The sequence below is a fragment of the Aquirufa sp. Wall-65K1 genome, assembly GCF_054558475.1.
Map to the genome: position 1 here is coordinate 72,299 of NZ_JBPXKD010000004.1, position 19,686 is coordinate 91,984.

A 19,686-nucleotide genomic window follows, 5' to 3' on the forward strand; every position below is an offset into this window, starting at 1 on the left:
TTATTTTATTCTTTCTTTGAAGTAAGCAATGGCCATGTTCCATGCTTCTTCGGTTGATTTTTTATCAAATGCCGGATTAGAAGGATTGGCAAAAGCATGTTCTGCATCAAAGCTTTTAACCTGTAATTTTTTGCCTGCTGCTTTCATGTTTTCTTGAAATTCAGCAACAACCTTAGGAGAAATCCATTGCTCTTTACCAGCAAAAAGTCCTAAAACATCAGTATTTAAAGCTTTTAATTCATTGATATCTTTAACTGGCATGCCATAATACATCACGCAGGCCACCCCTTGGTTTCCAGCTAAAATAGAAGCTTTTAACGATAGTCCGCCTCCGAAGCACCAGCCCACGGTGGCTATTTTTGCTTTTGGACCTACATGTTGGATAGCACCTTTAATGATGGCCTCCAAACGGGCAGGATTCGCCTCTCCCATGTATTTACCAGCATCCTCCCGAGTAGTAGCTACTTTCCCATCATACATATCGATGGCTAGGACATTGACATTCCCCAGGGTGCTGTAGAAATGTTCGGCTTCTCGTTTGATATGGTCATTTAACCCCCACCATTCTTGAAATACAAATAAAGTATTTGTGGTGGGTTTTGCGGCTTTGATGTAAAAAGCATGAGCCTTTTGACCATCTGGCGTGCTAAATTCAATCATTTCACCTCCTGCTTTGGAGATATGTACGTAGGGTTTTGGTAATTTATGCGACCGCTGGAAGGCTTTGTTGGAAGCCATCAATTGCATGTCATCCTTTTTTAAAAAGCAACAGGATTGTGCGTTTAGTTCTTGAAAACCAGCCAATAAGGTGAGTAAAAAGACGATTTTTTTCATGGTATTATTTGGATAAAAATTTTGAATAAATTAATCGAAAATGAAGCTTTTACTATAACTTTGTCAACTCTTTAAGACTGACAATTAATATGAAAAACAAATTCTTCGGATCTCTCCGAATCATGGCTAGCTTCTGTCTTGCATGCTTATTTTCGTTCTCACTAGTAGCGCAAGACAAAAACGTACTCAAAGGTAAAAAGGTTTTGGTTTTTTCCTCTACCAAAGGTTTTCGTCACAGTTCCATTGAGCCGGGCAAAATTGCCTTTTTGAAAATGGCGGCGGAAAAAGGATTTTCAGTGGATACTACTGAAAATGCGGCTGCTTTTACCGAAAGTAATTTAAAGAAATACCGTGTGGTCGTGTTTTTAAACACCACGGGTAATGTATTAAATGATCCTCAGCAAAATGCTTTTGAGCGTTTTATCCAAGCGGGTGGAGGTTATTTAGGTATACATGCCGCCACTGACACAGAATACGATTGGCCATGGTATGGCAAATTATCTGGAGGTTATTTTGCTTCTCACCCAGGTCGTCCAAATGTTCAAGAAGGAAAGATGAACGTGGTAGATGGTAGCCATATTTCTACCTCCCACATGCCAGCAAGTTTTATTCGCAAGGATGAATTCTATGACATCAAGGAATTTAATAAAGATGTTAAGGTCTTGGTGACAGTGGATGAGAAAACATATAAAGATGGTAAAATGGGCGATTTTCACCCAATGGCTTGGTACCATGAATTTGATGGCGGCCGTGCATTTTACACCAACTGGGGACATACCCATGAGACATTTTCTGAAGATCTAGTGCTGAAGCATATTTGGGGAGGATTGCAATGGGTAGCTTCTGGACCAGATATCAACTACAATAAGAAATTACGTACAGGAGTTCTTCCAGAAGAAAATAGATTCACTAAAATTACTTTAGATCGTAATTTGGATGAACCTACTGAATTGGCAGTTACGAATCAGGGAAAAATCTTTTTTGCTGAGCGTAAAGGTAAATTGAAAATGTATGATCCAAAGAAAGGCAAAACGAAAGTAATAGCCAATTTGGATGTTTTCAATAAGTTTGAATACGGATTAATGGGTATGAATATTGATCCCAATTTTGATCAAAATAAATGGATATATTTATTCTATTCTCCACAAACAGGTCAGTCTGATACAGCGCAGCATTTATCTCGTTTTACCTACGATGATTTGAAAGATACCTTGTTAATGAACACGGAAAAGGTATTATTAAGAGTTCCAGTTAAGCGTACTGGATGCTGCCATACAGGAGGTTCAATCGCTTGGGATAAGGAAGGGAACTTGTTTTTATCTACAGGTGATGATACCAATCCATTTGAATCCAATGGATATGGTCCCATTGATAATCGTCCTGGAAGAGCAGGCTGGGATGCGCGCGCTACTAGTTCCAATACCAACGACTTAAGAGGCAAGATTATTCGTATCAAACCAACGCCAGAAGGAAGCTTTACGATTCCGAAAGGAAACTTATTCCCAGAAAAGACGCCACATGCTAAGGCAGAGATTTATGTGATGGGTAACCGTAATCCATACCGCATTGCGGTAGATCAACGTACAGGATTCTTATATTGGGGTGAAGTTGGTCCAGATGCCGGCGAAAATTCACCTAAATATGGTTCTAGAGGATACGATGAAGTAAACCAAGCGCGTGAGGCAGGTTATTTTGGTTGGCCTTTATTCGTAGGAAATAATCAGACCTATAATCAAAGAGATTTTGTGAAAGACAGTACTTGGGCTAAGTTTAGTGTGGAAGCGCCAATCAACGATTCTCCTCACAATACGGGTTTTGCTCATTTGCCTAAACCTCAAAAAGCCTTTATTTTTTACCCATATGTAGATTCTCCAGATTTTGGTCCAGTTATTGGTAAGGGGTCTAGAAATGCTATGGCAGGTCCTGTTTATTATTCAGAAGATTTTCCAGCCAATTCAAAAACGAAATTCCCATCGTATTATGATGGCAAGTTGTTTGCTTATGATTGGGCTAGAGACATCATCTACACGGTTAGCATGAAGCAAAATGGGGATTTCGATTCTATGGAGCGTTTCTTGCCTTCTGTGAAATTCTCTCATCCAATTGACATGCAATTTGCCAAAGATGGTACATTCTATGGTTTAGAATATGGTCCAAATTGGTTTGCACAGAATGAGGAAGCAACCTTATATAAAATTGAATACAACGCGGGGAATCGTCCTCCGAAAGTGGAAATAGCCGCTGACAAAAAAGCTGGTGCTTCTCCAATGAAAGTGAAATTCTCTTCTGCAGGAACATTGGATTATGATGGAGATGCCATTCAATATGCATGGTCATTTGGTGATGGTCAAACCAGTACCTTGGCCAACCCTACGGTAACTTATACCAAATCAGGGGTATTTAAAGCCGTATTGAAAGTAAAAGATGCTAAAGGAAATGTTAGTTCAGCCGAAACAATTGTGAAGGTGGGTAATGAAATTCCTAAAGTGGATGTAAGTATTGAAGGCAATAAATCCTTCTATTGGAATGACAAACCTGTAAAGTATGCCGTGAAGGTAGAAGATAAAGAAGATGGTTCTTTAAGTAATAAGAAGATTGCGGAAGAGGATGTTGTATTGAATATCAACTACCTACAAGGATTTGATAAAACGCTCATTGAGCAAGGTCATCAGAGTAATACGTCATTCTCCAATGGAAAGCGTTTGATTGAATTATCAGACTGCAAAACCTGCCATGCAGTGGAAAAGAAATCCATTGGGCCATCATACACTGAGGTAAGTAAAAAATACCGTGCTTCAGCGGCTAATATTGATATGTTAGCGAAGAAAGTTATTAACGGTGGTGGTGGTGTTTGGGGAGAACAAGTAATGGCTGCCCATCCACAAATCAAATCCGATGATGCCAAAGAAATGGTTCGTTACATTTTAAGTTTATCGGATACTAAGAAAACTTCAAAGCCATTGAAAGGTGAATATGTAACCAATGATGGTGGTAAACCAGGTACGTTCTTGTTTGTAGCTAGTTATACAGATAAAGGAGGCTCAAAGGTAGGTTCGGCTACGGGTCAACAAGTGATAACCCTTAGAAACTCACATGTAGCAGCTGCTTCAGCGGATAAGACTTCGAAAACGATGAAGTATAAAGTGGATGGAGTGGGGGAGTTATTAGTTGCAACTGCTGATCAGGGTTATGCTAATTTTGGTATGATTGATTTAACTGGAATTAAGTCGATTCAGGTTTCATCTTTTGTGATGCCAGGTCAAACCGCTGGAGGTAAATTAGAATTGAGATCAGGTAGTCCTACTGGTACTCTTCTAGGATCTATTGATATTAATAGCACGGGTCAATCTCGTATGCCAGTCAATGTTTCGGGCTCTCAAAACTTATATTTTGTCTTCTCCAATCCTGCTGCAGGTGATAAGCCTTTGTATGGTTTGAAGGAAATCTATTTTGAGAATTAGGAAAGTAATATGTTCGAAAAAGGCTCCGAAAGGAGCCTTTTTTATTACCATTTAGTTCGAATGTACAAATTTTCTACTTTCTGTCTTGCCCAAGGGGTTTTTCGTAAAAAAGTTAACGAAGATTTGATACTGGGATTGATCGCAAAGCAATTGATCCGTATCCTTCTGGCAAGTTCTTCCCATCCATAACGCTCTACCAATTGCTCCATGATGAAAGCCAAGGTTTTACCATGTAAAGGGTCATTGGATATTTGTCCTTCGCTCATAGGTATTGGTTTAAGCGCGCTCAGATAATTCTAGCCAACGCATTTCTTTTTCCTCTAAACTATTTTTTAATCGCTCAACTTCCGCAGCCCAGGCTGTTAAATCTTGAAAATTATCAGACCCTTTGCTTAAACGTTCAATTAGTGCTTCTTTTTGCCCTTCCATCACGGCCATTTCTTTTTCAAGTTCTTCCAATTCTTTGGCTTCCTTAAAACTAAGCTTGGCTCCTTTAGGGGCTGGTTTACTTTCAACTACGGGAGTTGGATTTTTTTTCTCTGCAACAGGTTCTTTTTCTTTGTTTTCTAGGGCAATTCGATAATCAGTATAATTTCCATTGAAGAAATTGACTTCTCCTTCCCCTTCTACTAAAATCAATTGATCCACAAGGTTATCCATGAAATAACGGTCGTGGGAAACTAATAACAAACAGCCTTGAAATTCACTTAAAAAGTCTTCCAATAATTGTAGGGTATCTAAATCTAAATCATTGGTAGGCTCATCTAATATCAAGAAGTTGGGGTTTTTGACCAATACTTGCATCAATTGAAGCCTTTTTTTCTCCCCTCCAGAAAGTTTTTCAACGGGCGTATATTGTTGAGCTGTTGGGAATAAAAACTTACTTAAAAATTGGCTTGGTGTCAAAGACTCATTTTTTCCATAAGGAATCACTTCGGCAATTTCTGTAATGGTATCAATGACTCTTTGCTCTGGCTTAAATTCAAAAGGCAATTGGGTATAATATCCAATGACTAAAGTTTCTCCGGGGTCAATGGTCCCGGCATCAGGTTGTTCAAGTCCAGTTAGTAACTGAAGGAAAGTAGTCTTTCCAGCTCCATTTTTACCTACTATACCAATACGGTCTTTTTTCTTGAAAGTATAGGTAAAGTCATTAACTATTTTTTTGTCACCCCAGGCTTTCTTTAGGTGATTAATCTCAATGATTTTATTGCCCAAACGCGACATCTGAATGTTTAATTCCAGTTTGCTATCATCTACTTTACGGTGAGCAACTTCTTCTGTCTCAGCAAAAGCATCAATGCGTGATTGAGCTTTAGTTCCACGGGCTTTTGGCTGCCTTCTCATCCACTCCAATTCCTTACGGTATAAGTTCTTGGCTTTGGAAATAGTACTAGCCTCGGAAGCTTCCCGTTCTGCTTTTTTCTCCAGGAAATAGGCATAGTTCCCTTCGTAGGTATAAATAGAGCCATTGCTTAGCTCTAGCATTTTATTACAAACTTTATCTAAGAAATATCGATCGTGGGAGACAACGAGCACCGTTACATTGGGGCCCGAGAGGATGCCTTCTAGCCATTCGATGGTTTCAATATCTAAATGGTTGGTCGGCTCATCCAGAATCATGATATCCGGACTTTCAATCAATAATTTGGCCAGCGAAAGACGTTTCTTTTGTCCGCCTGAAAGTGTACTAACTTTTTGATCTCCATCGGGAATTCCTAAGCGCGTAATGATTTGTTTGGCTCTAGCCTCGTAATCCCAAGCATTATTAGCTTCCATGAGAGCAAAAGAATCTTCAAGTTCTTTGGCATCTCCAGAAATCATAGCCTTTTCATAGGCTTTGATGGCTTGTGCACTGGGTAAATCATCCGAAAAAAGGTAGTTTAGTACTTCCTCATTTTCTTGAAAAATAGGGTTTTGAGGAAGATAACCCACGCGAATACCTTTGCGAATGGTTACTTTACCTTCATCAGGGCTTTGGAGACCCATAAGGGTTTCCATGAGGGTAGTTTTACCCGTGCCATTTTTTCCAATGAGGGATACTTTCTCTCCTTTTTGTAGGCCAAAGAATAGGTTTTTAAAGACCCATCTTTCACCCAAATTGCGAGAAATATTTTCCGCGGATAGGTAATTCATGTTGGTTAATTAGGAACTCTTTACGAATTCGATTCAAGCGCTTCTTCTCTCATTTTTCTGCGCAATACTCTTCCTGAAACGAGGATACTGATTTCATAGAGGCCAAAGAGAGGGAAGGCGACCAATAATTGTGAAATCACATCGGGGGAAGGGGTGATGATAGCTGCTACTAACAAAATCACGATGAGGGCATGTTTTCTGTATTCTCTCATGAAAGAAGGCGTAAGAATTCCCACTTGAGATAGTACAAAGGCAATCATCGGTAATTGGAAAGTAAGGCCGCATGCCAAAGTCAACATGGATAATAACGATATGTAATCGTTGATGTCAAATTGATTTTGGATACTAGGATCTAATTTGAAGTTTGCCAGAAAATTGATGGCCATGGGAGCTACCACGAAATAGCCAAAAGACACCCCAACAAAAAAGAGTAAAGAAACCCAGAAAACTGCTCCACGGGCTGCCTTCTGTTCTTTTTCTTTCAAACCCGGACGGATAAATCGCCAGATTTCATAAAAGGCATAAGGAAATGCAAATAATAGTCCCACGATGATCGACTGGGTTAGAGCCATCATGAATTGACCAGATACCTCTCTACTTTGCAGAATGAAGTCAGCAGCTTGCATACACAAACTGGTCATTCCTGTTAATTCAGCTAAATGGCACAGCACTTGATTCGTATAGAAATCTACTTTGGTAGGACCCATGATGATGATTCCAAAGATTTCATTTCTGAAAATCCATGCCAAGATTGTAAAAATCACAATAGAAGCTAAAGAGCGAATAATATGCCACCTTAGTTCCTCTAAATGATCCATAAACGACATTTCTGTGCCGTCCTTATCTTCATCCTGGTCCTCGTCGTCCCAATCCTGATCTAATGCCATATTTGTTTTTTATAAATAAAGTGGGAATTGCTTCATCCACTGATTTACTTCTGTTTTAACCTGTGCCAATACTGTCTCGTTTTCGTGGTTCATCAATGCGCGATCAACCAAATCAACGATTTGTTCCATTTCTGTTTCTTTTAGACCACGGGTTGTCATAGCGGCAGTACCCACGCGCATTCCCGAAGTAACAAATGGAGATTTATCATCAAACGGCACCATGTTTTTGTTGATGGTGATATCTGATTTGATTAAGGTATTTTCTGCTAATTTTCCAGTTAGACCTTTCGGGCGTAGGTCGATCAACATCAAGTGATTATCCGTTCCTCCTGAAATGATATCATATCCTTTGGCTAAAAATGCTTTGGCCATAGCTTGTGCATTGCTTTGTACCTGTTTAGCATATGCTTCAAATGTCGGAGTAAGCGCTTCACCGAAGGCAATGGCTTTCGCCGCAATCACATGCTCTAGTGGACCACCTTGAGTTCCAGGGAATACGGCTCCATCTAGACAAGCCGACATGGTTTTCAAGTCGCCTTTCAATGTTTTGAACCCAAAAGGATTTTCAAAATCATTTCCCATCATGATCAAGCCTCCACGAGGTCCACGTAAAGTTTTGTGCGTGGTAGTTGTCACAATATGGCAATGTTGCATCGGGTTATTTAATAAACCTTTGGCAATTAACGCTGATGGATGTGAAATATCGGCTAATAAAATGGCGCCCACTTGATCTGCAATGGCTCTTAATCGAGCGTAATCCCAATCACGAGAATAGGCAGAAGCGCCACATATGATTAATCTTGGTTTTTCTTTGGCGGCAGTTGCTTCTACCTTATCCCAATCAATTAAACCTGTTTCTTTTTCTACACCGTAAAAAAATGCTTGAAAATATTTTCCAGAAAAGTTTACCGGAGAACCATGGGATAAGTGACCCCCATGAGAAAGATCAAATCCTAAAATCTTGTCGCCAGGATTTAAAAAAGATAAAAATACTGCTGCATTGGCTTGTGCCCCAGAGTGTGGTTGCACGTTTGCCCATGAAGCTCCAAACAATTGCTTAGCACGCTCTATGGCTAGCGTTTCCACCTCATCCACTACCTCGCAACCTCCATAATAACGTTTGCCTGGAAGTCCTTCCGCATATTTATTCGTCAAAACGCTACCTTGAGCCTCCATCACTTGAGGAGAAGTAAAGTTTTCTGAAGCAATTAACTCGATACCGAATTCCTGACGGTGAGCTTCTTGACTAATCAATGAAAAAATTTCGTTATCGCGCTGTTGTGGGAATGTGCTTGCAGCCATGGAAATATATTGTTCGTATTTACGTTAGAATGGGCACAAAATTACGTTTTTTTATCCGAATAGAAAAACCATTTTACGGCCTTTTCCGTTCTATAGATTTGTCATAGATATCCACTAAATTGTTTAATTTTGAAAATTATTTCACTCTCACGAACTAGATATACACCAAACAACGTTTGGTTATGAAAATATTGAACATATGAAATACAAATTACTTCTCCTAAGCTTGTTTCTTTTTGTGCTAAGCCCTGTGTTAGCCCAAAAGCTTGTACCCGCCAAATGGTCTTGGACTTTGGAGCCAGCGAAGCCGACCGTAGGCCAGGAGGCTGAAATTGTATTTCAGGTAAGTATTGAAAAAGGATGGTACCTTTATTCATCTGATTTTGACAAAGATTTAGGCCCGGTTGTGACTACCGTGACAATCAAAAATCCAATTGGATTTGAATTGGTGGGTGGTTTAAAAGCTGTTAATCCACATTCTAAATTTGATAAAGAGATTTGGAATGGAACGTACACCTATTTTACCGAAAAAGGGGAGTTTAGACAGAAAATCAAGATCAATGCTGAAAATTGGAAGATTGAAGGGAATTATGATTCTCAGGCTTGTTCCAATGAAAGTGGACTTTGTGTGCCCGTCAAAGGGGCATTTACCCTTGCTAGCACTGCTGCCGCCTCGAATGTAACTTCAGACGATTCAAAAAAAAAAATCCTTGAACCAGTAGTTCCTAGTGCTAGTCCCGTAGTTCCTGATGAGTCTTTATGGCAATTTTTCTGGATTGCAATGGGGGCTGGACTTTTGGCATTATTGACACCCTGTGTTTATCCTTTGATTCCGATGACGGTGAGTTTTTTTACCAAACAAAAAGGGGGTAAAGGATTGGCCTTTTTGTATGGTTCCTTCATCGTGTTGATATATGTGTTTTTCGGAACGCTTTTGGCCTTTTTTGCTGGGGCTAGTTTTGCCAATTTCTTAAGTACTCATTGGATTCCTAATCTCTTGTTTTTTGGAATTTTTATCTTTTTTGGTATTTCCTTTTTAGGAGCATTCGAAATAGTTTTGCCCTCAGGCATGGTTAATTCAGTAGATGCTAAATCTGACAAAGGTGGGGTGATTGGGGTGTTTTTTATGGCTTTCACTTTGGTGTTGGTTTCATTTTCATGTACGGGGCCATTGGCTGGTAGTATTTTAATAGCGGCTTCCCAAGGAGCTTTTGTGAAACCCATCATTGGCATGCTTGGTTTCTCTTTAGCCTTTGCTATTCCCTTTACTTTATTTGCCATTTTCCCTGGTTTCATGCAAAAATTACCCAAATCTGGGAATTGGATGAACGAGGTAAAGGTGGTATTGGGTTTCTTAGAAATAGCCCTAGCCTTCAAGTTTTTGAGTGTAGCGGATCAAGTATATCACTGGCACTTATTGGACCGTGAAATCTTCTTAGCCATTTGGATTGCTATTTTTGGAGCCTTAACCTTGTATCTGTTTGGTAAAATTTCTTTACCACATGATGGTCCTGCAGGAAAATTATCCATTCCAAGAACTTTGTTTGCCACGGCTGTATTGGCTTTTGTGGTGTATTTAATTCCAGGAATGTTTGGTGCACCTTTGAAAGGTTTATCAGGATGGTTGCCTCCTATGAGTAGCCAAGATTTCAAAGGTAATTCAGGAGAAGTTAGCATAAAGCCAGGCTCAACTGGAACAGTTAAATACGGAGATTTCTTAGAGTTGCCCCTAGGTTTGACCGGCTTTTTCGATTACCAAGAGGCAAAAGCCTATGCCATTCAAGTAGGTAAGCCATTGTTCATTGATTTTACCGGTCATGGTTGTGTGAATTGTCGAAAAATGGAGGAGTATGTATGGTCTGATCCCAAGGTCTTGAAACGTTTGCAAGAGGAGTATGTGGTGGTGGCTTTATATTGTGATGATAAGACGGAATTGCCTGCTGATCAATGGTACGTTTCAAAAGTGGACGGACAGGAAAAGAAAACCTTGGGTGATCAGAACTTAGATTTTCAGATAAGTCGATTTAATTCTAACGCACAACCACATTATGTCTTATTGGATCCTAGAACCGAGGGTGGACCTTTGGTAAGCCCGGTAGCATTTGATGCCAATGTGGACCATTTTGTAGAGTTTTTGGATAAAGGTTTGCGTCAATATAAATTGAACTAAAAAGATGGATTGGTCTTCTTATTCGGCTGTCATGGCAGCCACAGCCATCAAGTTCATTGCTGGTCCTATTACAGGTTTCAGTATGGGTCTCAGCTGGGTTGAAACGATACTTTTTACCTGGCTGGGGATGATGATTACCGTGAGTTTTATGATTAGTTTAGGTCAATGGTTAGTCAAATATATTGCCCAATGGCGCCAACAAAAACCCTTGGTTTTTAGTAAACGGGCTAGATTAGCGGTTAAGATTTGGACAAAGTTTGGCATCAAAGGGATAGCGGCATGTACCCCCTTATTTTTGACTCCTATTGGAGGTAGTTTGTTGGCTCTCTCCTTTAAAGTTCCTTTACCAAGAATCCTGTTTTTTATGGCAATTTCAGCCTTTTTATGGGCAAGTATCTACACGGCCTTAATTTATCAGTTGGATTTTATTCGCGACTATTTCATGGAGAAATAAAAAAGCCCCCGAAATTTCGGAGGCTTGAATATGGTCTAGCGAGTGGTATTACTCACTTACATTTTTAGAGTTGTACAATTTAGCACGCAATTCATTGGCTTTCACTTCCAACTCAGGTTTAGCTGTGTAAGTCTGTTTTGTTTGAGCTGCTGCACTATCTGGATGAACACCGTATACATAAGTATCACCTTCACGAACATCTTTTTGCTTAATTCGATTGTTTTTTTGGTAATCGCATGAGCTAGCTAAAGCAACAACAAGAAGGGCAGGTAATAAACTTTTCAATTTCATATAGTTGTGTAAAAAATCCGATGCAAAAATAAGTCCAAAATTGGTACAAAAAAAATTTCTTTAAATATGCGGCTTAGCTTTCTTCTAAATTTTTGATTTTTTCAGCTAAAAAGCTCATTAATTCAGCAATGTAGGCTTTGCTAAAATTGAATTCAATTCCTGCCGTGGCATAAATTGTTTTCATAGGTTCTGTATAGCCTAATTCCAAAGCTTGTAAATATTGCTCCAAAGCTTGTTTAGGCTGACGGCAATAATTTCTCCAAACGGCCAAAGCACCCAGCTGGGCGATGGCATATTCGATGTAGTAAAAGGGTACTTCGAATAGATGTAATTGTTTCTGCCAAATATTGGTTTTGATTTCTTGTAAATCTGACCAATCTGTGACATTATCTGAGAATCTCGAAATGATTTCTAACCATTTAGCATCTCTTTCTGCTTGGCTATGCGAAGGGTTTTCATAAATCCAGTGCTGAAAGGCGTCGATCGTGGCCACCCAAGGTAAAGTTTCTAAAATGTCTTCCAAATGCTTGATTTTGGCTCTTTTAGCTTCTTCTGGGTTGGGAAAGTAAATATCCCAATGATCAATGGTTAATAATTCCATACTCATGGAAGCCAGTTCGGCTACTTCAGACGGAACATTTCTAAAAGCATTCAGCGCTAGGTCCTTGGTGACGATGGAGTGTACAGCATGTCCACCTTCATGTAGTAAAGTGACCATATCGCGTACTTGTCCTGCGGCATTCATGAAGATGAAAGGGAATCCACTTTCCTCTAATGGGTAATTATAGCCACCTGGGTTTTTCCCTTTTCGGGAATCTAAATCAAATCGATTTAATTTGACCATTTCTTTGAGGCAGTTACCTAGGAATGGGTCTAATTCATCAAATACGTGTATGGTTTTATTCAGTAAATCATCAGCGGTGGTAAAAGGCACTAAAGGCTTTCTTCCCCATGGATCAACCGCTTTGTCCCAAGGTTTTAATGCCTCTACTTGAAGGACTTCCTTTCTTTTAGCCGCTTGCTGGTTGACCATGGGAACAACAGTTTGAGCGACAGCATCATGAAATTCAAAACAATCATTTGCTGTGTAGTCAAAACGACCTAAGCTTGCAAAGGAATAATCTCTAAAATTATTAAAACCAGCATTTAGAGCCACTTGATGTCTTCGTTCTATCAGTTTATTGAATAGCTCATTCAATTCCTGTTTGATACTTAGCCGTTTATTGGCTACGAGTAAATACACTTCCTGGCGCTTATTTCGGTCAGTGGATTCTAAATAGGCATTTGCTTGTTGAAGTGTTTTTTCCTGACCATCAATTTCGACCATTAAGCCACCAGTTAGGGCACCGTACTCGGTGGAAAGATTGGATAGTTCCGTATATAATGGGATGTTTTCTTCTCGAAATATTTCAATGGCTTTTTTCATGCCACGAAGCATAATGCCATATCCATGTGCGGGTAATTGATCTGCAAAGCCAGATTCAACTATTTTTTTGTTCCAAGCATCCTCGTAAATGGAGGCATTGGGCATGATGTCATTGACAAACTGCTGGTAACTTTTTTGTAGCTCCTCATTTTGATTGTCGCAAGACATTTTGATATACCTCCAAGCAAAATTTTCAGATAAATAGCTTTCTAATTCAGATCGGCTGATGCAAAACTGTTCTAACTCTTCCAGGCTTTGAATGGACAAAGAACTTAGTTTTTCAAAATAGGGTAATACACTTTCCCAAGTGCTTAACTGGAAATCAGAAGGAAGAAAACTTCTTTTGGGCGCTTCTAAGCCAATCGTTCTACTCATGCGAATAATTTTTTACAAAAATACACAAGGTATTTGGCTTTTGCAGATGAAAAAATAGGTTTCTTGATTGGTATAAATCAATTGATTGATAAAATGGGCACTATTTTTGAAATGATTTTTTTTTAGATTTGTCAACTTTTCAAAAGTTGACAAATCTAGGAGGTGAAAAGCAAGAAAATTCTAACATGAACATACCTTTCGTAACATTAAATAATGGCATAAAAATGCCCCAATTGGGCCTTGGATTATATGCTCCAAAACAGCAAAATGAAATCAAACAATCCGTATTGGATGCCTTAGATTTGGGTATTCGCTTGATAGATTCAGCGGCCATATACGGGAATGAGCAAGAAGTTGGACAAGGAATAAATGAGTCCGGTATACCTAGAAGCGAGCTATTTATAACAAGTAAAGTCTGGATGGATGATATGGGTTATGATTCTACACTGAGGGCCTTTGATAAAACTTTAAAGGACCTAGATGTAGAATACCTAGATCTCTACTTGATTCATTGGCCCAAGGATAATGCCAGAAAAGAAACATGGAAGGCCCTAGAGACTTTGCATGAACAAAAATTATGTCGCTCCATTGGTGTTTCAAATTATTATCAAAAACACCTAGAAGAACTTTTTGTGAGTGCCCATGTTTGTCCAGCAGTGAATCAATTTGAATTGAGTCCATTTTGTTATATGCCAGATGAACTTGCTTTTAATCAAAGTAACAATATTCAAGTAGAAGGCTATGCTCCTTTAGTTCGTGGTTGGAAAAAAGACGATGTTACCTTAAACGAAATTGCGGAAAAATATGGGAAAAGTACCTTTCAATTATTGGTTCGATGGAACATTGAATTAGGTGCTGTAACTATTCCAAAATCAGTTAAAAAAGCAAGGATTCAAGAGAATATGGAGGTCTTTGATTTTAGTATTGCACCTGATGATATGCAAAAGCTAAATCTGCTGTATGACAATACGCGAGTAGCGTGGGATCCAAGAGATTTTTTTTGATTTTTTAAACCTTGACAGCGTTTGAAACGCTGTCAAGGTTAACGAAAAAACGATTTTTTTATTGAATCAATAAATTGATATATTAATCTAGGTCAATAACCACACCACTCGACAAAGGATGAGCCACGCAGGTAAGTACATAGCCTTTTTTGATTTCATTGTCTGTCAAACCATCTTCTTCATCCATCATAACCTTGCCACTTTTACATAGGCCCATGCAAGCCGTACACATTCCTGCCTGACATGAATAAGGCACATCAACATCGGCTGAAAGGGCCGCCTCTAAAATGGTCTCATGAGGCTTTACGGTAACTCGATGCTCCTTACCTTCATAAATAATGGTGATTTCCTGCTCTTTTAAGCTACCATCATCTTCCGGGGTTTCTTCTGCAGGAGTATTAGCGTGAAATAATTCCCGATGAATATGTGTAGAAGGTACGTCAAACATGCCTAAGGCTTCCTGGATCTCATCCATCATGCCAACTGGACCACATAAATAGTAATGGGCCTCTGCTATATTTAGGCCAAATTCTTGTTTCAAATAATATACCGTTGAAGCTTTATTGATTCGTCCTTTTAGCCCAGGCCAATTCGCTGACGGTTGACTAATTACATGTAAAACAAGGAAGCGCCCAACATGTGACTTTTCCAAATGTTCCAATTCTTTCTTGAATATTATTTGATCCTCATGTCGAGATCCATAAATCAAATGTACTTTGGATTGAGGTTCCGACTTCAGTATTGTCTTAATCATGGAAATCAATGGCGTAATACCTGACCCAGCTCCCATGAATACATAGGTTTTAGCAGCGTCTGCCTGCGGTTCAACAAAAAAGTTGCCCATTGGCTCAATCACCTCAAGGCTATCTCCAACCTTAATTTGATCACATAAATAATTGGATACCACTCCGCCAGGGATGCGCTTTACCGTAATGGCGGGAGAATGGTCAATTAAGGGAGAGGAAGATAAGGAATAGCTTCGGCGTACCTTATTCCCATTAATTACAGGAATCACAGTTAAAAATTGTCCTGAATGATAGCTTAATGCCTCATGTATCGGATGCCAAAAATGTATCGTTTTGGTATCTTTCGTTTCTTCGGTAATTTCTTTAACAGATAAATGCAAGAATTTCATGTTCATCAATTTATTCAACCACATTGGGGACTATCCATTGGATTGTCCCAGGAATAGATTCATTATGTAATCGGTCCAAAGCTGTTACAACAAACCCGGTGCCCGATTTGATCCATTTCGTGTCAATTATTATTTGTTTATCACTTCCTTTATAAATGATATTTTCCGCCTTGTCCAAAGGCTCAATTTCATCTTTTTGAATCCGATACACCACATAATACAGAGGCGGATCATTATCCAAACTGGGTTCACCCTCTTTCCAGCGTAAGACCCATTGGTCTTTTTGTTTACTTAAATTAACTTGGTGCGGTGCAGTGGGTGCAATGCTATCCAACCATAACATAGGGGGAATCAAGGCAACATGCTCAAAATGCTTCGAACGTAAACTATCTCTCCAACCTTTGGTATTTTGGCTGATTTGTCGGGAGCTAAAATAAATGGCTCCTTGAACTTTAGGTAAACTTCTTGAAATGTTCAATTGTTTTGCCAATTCATTGGGTGCCCACAAATCACTTAAATGGTATGCCGCATGCCCAATGTAAATAGGTCGATCAAAGCTATGCTCATTCCACCAAGTAGCCAATGCCTTGTAAGGTGCCACCCGGTGCGTTGTGCCCCAGTATAATTGAGGGGCTAAATAATCTACCCAACCTTTTCTAATCCATAATTCTGTGTCGGCAAATAAATCATCATAAGATTGTAAACCTGCACGGGTGGGTGAGCCATCTTCTTGGTCAATACTTTGGTGCCTCCAAATCCCGAAAGGACTAATGCCAAACTTCACTTTTGGCTTGGTGGATTTAATCGTTTCAGCAATTTCTTGAATGAGCATATTGACATTTCTTCTTCTCCAATCCGCCAAACTTTCCTCAGGAAATTTATATTGCTGGTAGGTTTTTTCATCAGCAATATTTGCTCCCTTAACAGGGTAGGGGTAAAAGTAATCATCAAAATGGACCCCATCCACGTCGTAATTTTTAACTAAATTTTTAACTAATTCCGCTATATAATGCCGGACTTGAGGTATACCAAAATTTAAAATCAATTGACCATTATAAGAAAACAACCAATCAGGATGTCGGCGAGCCAGGTGATCTGAACTCAGAATGGTTTTGGAAGACATGGTAGCTCGATTCAAATTTAACCAAGCATGAAATTCCAAACCTCGCTCATGACTTTGCTCAATCATAAACTCCATGGGATCGTAGTAGGGACTTGGAGCTTGTCCTTGAAAGCCAGATAAATAAGCCGACCAAGGTTCTGTACTTTTGGCATAAAGCGCATCTGCCGCACAGCGAACCTGTACAAAAATGGCATTCATGCCCGTTTTATGGTGAGAATTGATCAGGTCTATGAATTCTTCCCTTTGTTTAATGCTATTATAATTTCTCGCAGATGGCCAATCGATGTTTTGGACAGTTGCTACCCAAACGCCACGCAATTCTCGCTTGGGGCTTTGAGCCGCCAAGGAATGGATCAAAAAATATAGTGCTAGAATTAAATAAGAACCCCTCATTGAGGGCGCAATTTACCGATAAATGATGGAAATTTTCTACGATTAGTTCTTTTCAATCGAAAATAAATAACCAACACCTTTTAATGTTTTGATGTAATATTCAGGAATTTTTTCCCTTAATTTTCGAATATGTACATCAATGGTTCTTTCTACCACGTACACATCTGAACCCCAAACTTTCTCCAATAACTCATCCCGGTTAAAGACCTTATTCGGGTTTTTGGCTAAGAATGAAAGTAATTCAAATTCTTTTTTAGGAAGTACCAATGCTTTTCCCTCAAAGGTGGCGGCATATTGAGTGCGGTTGATGAGCAAGCCCCCAATTTCAATAATATCTTGATTATCCTCGACCGTTTCTCGCTTGAGCATCGCTTTGATTCGACTCACCAAAGCCCTCGGTTTAATGGGTTTAATGATGTAATCATGGGCCCCGGCATCAAAAGCGGCTACTTCGGTATATTCTTCACCCCGGGCGGTTAAAAAAAGAATGAGTGCATCTTTTAACTCAGGCATGGATTTCATGCGGCGAGCGGTTTCAATACCGTCCATAGCCGGCATCATCACATCCAATATCACTAATTGAGGATTGAATTCCTGTGCCATCGCAATGGCCTCTTTCCCATCACTTGCTTTCGCTAACACAAAACCTTCTTTGGCTAAATTGTATTCCAATAATTCTAAAATATCAGGATCATCATCTACCAAAAGAATTTTTGTCGAATTGGCTGCTGCCTGGCTCATAAGATGAATTTAGGGAAGTGTTTTTAAAACTTGCTGCAAATATAGAGAGGGCTATGTTACTAAATTATTAATTTTTTTCGACTAAATTTAATCATTAGCTTTGGTTTATGGCGAAAGAATCTTCCTATATTGTCCGTTTAGCAGCTGTTTTGATTTCCATTACGCTCTTGGTTTTGGGATTATACTTTTTGCAGGATTTATTGATCCTCCTAGCAGCATCTTTAATTCTGGCCCTCCTCTTACTTCCCCTAACCTCTTGGCTGGAAAAGAAAGGTTTACCTCGCTCCGTTTCTATTACGATTTGCCTCTTGATTACGGTAGCTGCCATAGTCGGCATTTTGGCTATTTTGACGGTTCAAATGGTTGAATTTGCCTCAGATTGGCCTATTTTTATCAAGAAGGCAGAATCCTATATTGCTAGTTTACAGAGCTTTTTATCGAGGAATCTCAATATCTCTCGCAAAAAACAAATGGTGGAAATCAGTAATCAAACCATTAATCTTCTTAAGAATTCAGGGACCATTTTAACGACCACCTTCGGAACCATTATTCATTCCATTACCACCATTATTTTAATACCCATTTTCGTTTTCTTTTTCCTGTATTACCGCAGCTTTTTTGCCAAATTTTTGGAAATGGTCTTTCCCAATACGGAATCACATGTATTAAAAGGCATCATGAGTAAAACAGGGCAAGTTGTACAAGCCTATTTGGTTGGACTGATGGTCGTCATGCTCATCGTTTCCATATTAAATACCATCGGTTTCTGGTGGATTGGAGTAGATTACCCTTACTTTTTTGGCATCTTAACAGGTTTACTATTGCTGATTCCTTACGTGGGTATTTGGATGGGTGCCAGTGGCCCAATTGTCCTTAGTTTGATAGTATTGAGCCCTTCTCATGCCCTTGGGGTAATTGCTTGGGTTGCTGCAGTTCAATTCATTGAGGCCAACTTCATTACGCCCTTGGTGATTGGTTCTAAAGTAAGTGTTAATCCGATGGTGGCTATGCTAGCCCTACTATTAGGTGAAATGATTTGGGGAATTCCGGGCTTGATATTGGCCTTGCCATTGACAGCCATAGTCAAAGTGATATTTGACTATGTACCGTCCTTGCACGCTTATGGCTATGTGCTTGGTGAAGCACCCTCTCGCAAAAAGAAAGAAGAAATAGTAAAAGAAGAAAATTTAGAGGGAGAGTAATTCTTTGAAGCGAATCGACTGTCTTCTAGAGATTTCAATTTTCTCGCCTTTCCCCTGTAAGGTTACTTGTAACCCACCTGAAAACCAAGGTTCAATCTTTTCAATAAAATTGAGGTTGATGATGTGTTTTCGATTCGCTCTAAAAAAGACTTTAGGGTCTAAACGGTCCTCTAAGGCATTTAAAGATTTCAATACCAAAGGCTTTTGGTCATCAAAAAATAAACGTACATAATTGCCCATAGATTCACATAAACGGACTTTATCTAAACGTACAAACCAGCATTTCTCTCCATCTTTTACAAAAATTTGATCTTGCGCAGTCAAAAAATGTTGAGGCACTACCGAAACTTGTTCTGGATGGGATTTTACCTTATTTGCAATTTGTTTTTCCAGTTTTTGAACACTTTCACTCAATCGACTTAGTTCAATAGGCTTTAGTACATAATCAAGTGCATTGACTTCAAATGCCTTCAAGGCATATTCATCAAAGGCAGTGGTGAAAATTACCTCTGGTAAATATCCGTCCCATTCTTCCAACCACTCAAAACCAGTTTTGCCAGGCATTTGAATGTCCAAGAAAATAACATCAGGATGTAATTCTTCAATTAATGCCCCCGCCTCATCTGTATTAGCAGCTTCTCCAATGACATGGATATGAGGAAAATTTTCTAATAAACGTTTTAGTTCATTTCTAGCTAAACGTTCGTCGTCGATGATTATAGCATTCATAATAGGGCTTTTTTATATAAACA

General features: G+C 39.3%; 16 protein-coding genes. 5 read left to right on the forward strand and 11 right to left on the reverse strand.

What is annotated here, in order from left to right:
• A complete protein-coding gene (locus ACST15_RS07645; protein WP_459454068.1) occupies positions 1 to 834 on the reverse strand; it encodes a dienelactone hydrolase family protein in 834 nt (277 codons plus the stop codon).
• A gap of 89 nt (positions 835 to 923) precedes the next feature.
• On the opposite strand from ACST15_RS07645, the gene ACST15_RS07650 reads away from it, so the two are divergent.
• Complete coding sequence (locus ACST15_RS07650; protein WP_459454069.1) at positions 924 to 4,295, forward strand: ThuA domain-containing protein; 3,372 nt, start codon at positions 924 to 926, stop codon at positions 4,293 to 4,295.
• Positions 4,296 to 4,339: 44 nt separating this feature from the next.
• On the opposite strand, the gene ACST15_RS07655 is transcribed toward ACST15_RS07650, so the two are convergent.
• The 4 genes from ACST15_RS07655 to ACST15_RS07670 are packed head-to-tail and all read right to left on the reverse strand — an operon-like array spanning position 4,340 to position 8,620.
• The gene (locus tag ACST15_RS07655) at positions 4,340 to 4,561 is read right to left on the reverse strand and encodes a VF530 family protein (protein ID WP_459454070.1); all 222 of its coding nucleotides are present in this window, start codon (positions 4,559 to 4,561) and stop codon (positions 4,340 to 4,342) included.
• A 10-nt stretch (positions 4,562 to 4,571) separates the two neighbouring features.
• A complete protein-coding gene (locus ACST15_RS07660) occupies positions 4,572 to 6,431 on the reverse strand; it encodes an ABC-F family ATP-binding cassette domain-containing protein (RefSeq protein ID WP_459454071.1) in 1,860 nt (619 codons plus the stop codon).
• Between the two features lie 20 nt (positions 6,432 to 6,451).
• Entirely contained in the window at positions 6,452 to 7,318 is an 867-nt protein-coding gene (tatC, locus tag ACST15_RS07665) for a twin-arginine translocase subunit TatC (protein WP_459454072.1), read from the reverse strand.
• 9 nt (positions 7,319 to 7,327) lie between these two features.
• Positions 7,328 to 8,620: a serine hydroxymethyltransferase gene (locus ACST15_RS07670; protein ID WP_459454073.1), complete on the reverse strand. Its 1,293-nt coding sequence runs from the start codon at positions 8,618 to 8,620 to the stop codon at positions 7,328 to 7,330.
• A 199-nt stretch (positions 8,621 to 8,819) separates the two neighbouring features.
• On the opposite strand from ACST15_RS07670, the gene ACST15_RS07675 reads away from it, so the two are divergent.
• Positions 8,820 to 10,790, forward strand: a complete 1,971-nt coding sequence (locus ACST15_RS07675; RefSeq protein WP_459454074.1) for a protein-disulfide reductase DsbD family protein — start codon at positions 8,820 to 8,822, stop codon at positions 10,788 to 10,790.
• A 4-nt stretch (positions 10,791 to 10,794) separates the two neighbouring features.
• Complete coding sequence (locus tag ACST15_RS07680) at positions 10,795 to 11,244, forward strand: hypothetical protein (protein WP_459454075.1); 450 nt, start codon at positions 10,795 to 10,797, stop codon at positions 11,242 to 11,244.
• Positions 11,245 to 11,292: 48 nt separating this feature from the next.
• On the opposite strand, the gene ACST15_RS07685 is transcribed toward ACST15_RS07680, so the two are convergent.
• Positions 11,293 to 11,535: a hypothetical protein gene (locus ACST15_RS07685; protein ID WP_459454076.1), complete on the reverse strand. Its 243-nt coding sequence runs from the start codon at positions 11,533 to 11,535 to the stop codon at positions 11,293 to 11,295.
• 73 nt (positions 11,536 to 11,608) lie between these two features.
• Entirely contained in the window at positions 11,609 to 13,336 is a 1,728-nt protein-coding gene (locus ACST15_RS07690) for a M3 family oligoendopeptidase (protein ID WP_459454077.1), read from the reverse strand.
• 185 nt (positions 13,337 to 13,521) lie between these two features.
• Between ACST15_RS07690 and ACST15_RS07695 the strand changes: the two genes are divergently transcribed.
• Positions 13,522 to 14,340, forward strand: a complete 819-nt coding sequence (locus tag ACST15_RS07695) for an aldo/keto reductase (RefSeq protein WP_459454078.1) — start codon at positions 13,522 to 13,524, stop codon at positions 14,338 to 14,340.
• Positions 14,341 to 14,422: 82 nt separating this feature from the next.
• Here ACST15_RS07695 and ACST15_RS07700 read toward each other — a convergent pair whose 3' ends face one another.
• The 3 genes from ACST15_RS07700 to ACST15_RS07710 are packed head-to-tail and all read right to left on the reverse strand — an operon-like array spanning position 14,423 to position 17,732.
• The gene (locus ACST15_RS07700; protein WP_459454079.1) at positions 14,423 to 15,475 is read right to left on the reverse strand and encodes a 2Fe-2S iron-sulfur cluster-binding protein; all 1,053 of its coding nucleotides are present in this window, start codon (positions 15,473 to 15,475) and stop codon (positions 14,423 to 14,425) included.
• Between the two features lie 10 nt (positions 15,476 to 15,485).
• Positions 15,486 to 16,991, reverse strand: a complete 1,506-nt coding sequence (locus ACST15_RS07705; RefSeq protein ID WP_459454080.1) for a glycoside hydrolase family 10 protein — start codon at positions 16,989 to 16,991, stop codon at positions 15,486 to 15,488.
• 42 nt (positions 16,992 to 17,033) lie between these two features.
• On the reverse strand, positions 17,034 to 17,732 hold the full coding sequence (locus ACST15_RS07710) for a response regulator transcription factor (protein ID WP_459454081.1): 699 nt from the start codon (positions 17,730 to 17,732) through the stop codon (positions 17,034 to 17,036).
• Between the two features lie 107 nt (positions 17,733 to 17,839).
• Between ACST15_RS07710 and ACST15_RS07715 the strand changes: the two genes are divergently transcribed.
• Entirely contained in the window at positions 17,840 to 18,934 is a 1,095-nt protein-coding gene (locus ACST15_RS07715) for an AI-2E family transporter (RefSeq protein ID WP_459454082.1), read from the forward strand.
• Here ACST15_RS07715 and ACST15_RS07720 read toward each other — a convergent pair.
• Positions 18,920 to 19,663, reverse strand: a complete 744-nt coding sequence (locus ACST15_RS07720; RefSeq protein WP_459454083.1) for a LytR/AlgR family response regulator transcription factor — start codon at positions 19,661 to 19,663, stop codon at positions 18,920 to 18,922. The two genes, ACST15_RS07715 and ACST15_RS07720, sit on opposite strands and share 15 nt — an antisense overlap.
• Between the last annotated feature and the right edge of the window lie 23 nt (positions 19,664 to 19,686).

What these genes read in the sequence shown, in the direction of transcription:
- ACST15_RS07645 (WP_459454068.1), bottom strand. Translation starts at nt 834, where the DNA reads ATGAAAAAAATCGTCTTTTTACTCACCTTATTGGCTGGTTTTCAAGAA.
- ACST15_RS07650 (WP_459454069.1), top strand. Translation starts at nt 924, where the DNA reads ATGAAAAACAAATTCTTCGGATCTCTCCGAATCATGGCTAGCTTCTGT.
- ACST15_RS07655 (WP_459454070.1), bottom strand. Translation starts at nt 4,561, where the DNA reads ATGAGCGAAGGACAAATATCCAATGACCCTTTACATGGTAAAACCTTG.
- ACST15_RS07660 (WP_459454071.1), bottom strand. Translation starts at nt 6,431, where the DNA reads ATGAATTACCTATCCGCGGAAAATATTTCTCGCAATTTGGGTGAAAGA.
- tatC (WP_459454072.1), bottom strand. Translation starts at nt 7,318, where the DNA reads ATGGCATTAGATCAGGATTGGGACGACGAGGACCAGGATGAAGATAAG.
- ACST15_RS07670 (WP_459454073.1), bottom strand. Translation starts at nt 8,620, where the DNA reads ATGGCTGCAAGCACATTCCCACAACAGCGCGATAACGAAATTTTTTCA.
- ACST15_RS07675 (WP_459454074.1), top strand. Translation starts at nt 8,820, where the DNA reads ATGAAATACAAATTACTTCTCCTAAGCTTGTTTCTTTTTGTGCTAAGC.
- ACST15_RS07680 (WP_459454075.1), top strand. Translation starts at nt 10,795, where the DNA reads ATGGATTGGTCTTCTTATTCGGCTGTCATGGCAGCCACAGCCATCAAG.
- ACST15_RS07685 (WP_459454076.1), bottom strand. Translation starts at nt 11,535, where the DNA reads ATGAAATTGAAAAGTTTATTACCTGCCCTTCTTGTTGTTGCTTTAGCT.
- ACST15_RS07690 (WP_459454077.1), bottom strand. Translation starts at nt 13,336, where the DNA reads ATGAGTAGAACGATTGGCTTAGAAGCGCCCAAAAGAAGTTTTCTTCCT.
- ACST15_RS07695 (WP_459454078.1), top strand. Translation starts at nt 13,522, where the DNA reads ATGAACATACCTTTCGTAACATTAAATAATGGCATAAAAATGCCCCAA.
- ACST15_RS07700 (WP_459454079.1), bottom strand. Translation starts at nt 15,475, where the DNA reads ATGAAATTCTTGCATTTATCTGTTAAAGAAATTACCGAAGAAACGAAA.
- ACST15_RS07705 (WP_459454080.1), bottom strand. Translation starts at nt 16,991, where the DNA reads ATGAGGGGTTCTTATTTAATTCTAGCACTATATTTTTTGATCCATTCC.
- ACST15_RS07710 (WP_459454081.1), bottom strand. Translation starts at nt 17,732, where the DNA reads ATGAGCCAGGCAGCAGCCAATTCGACAAAAATTCTTTTGGTAGATGAT.
- ACST15_RS07715 (WP_459454082.1), top strand. Translation starts at nt 17,840, where the DNA reads ATGGCGAAAGAATCTTCCTATATTGTCCGTTTAGCAGCTGTTTTGATT.
- ACST15_RS07720 (WP_459454083.1), bottom strand. Translation starts at nt 19,663, where the DNA reads ATGAATGCTATAATCATCGACGACGAACGTTTAGCTAGAAATGAACTA.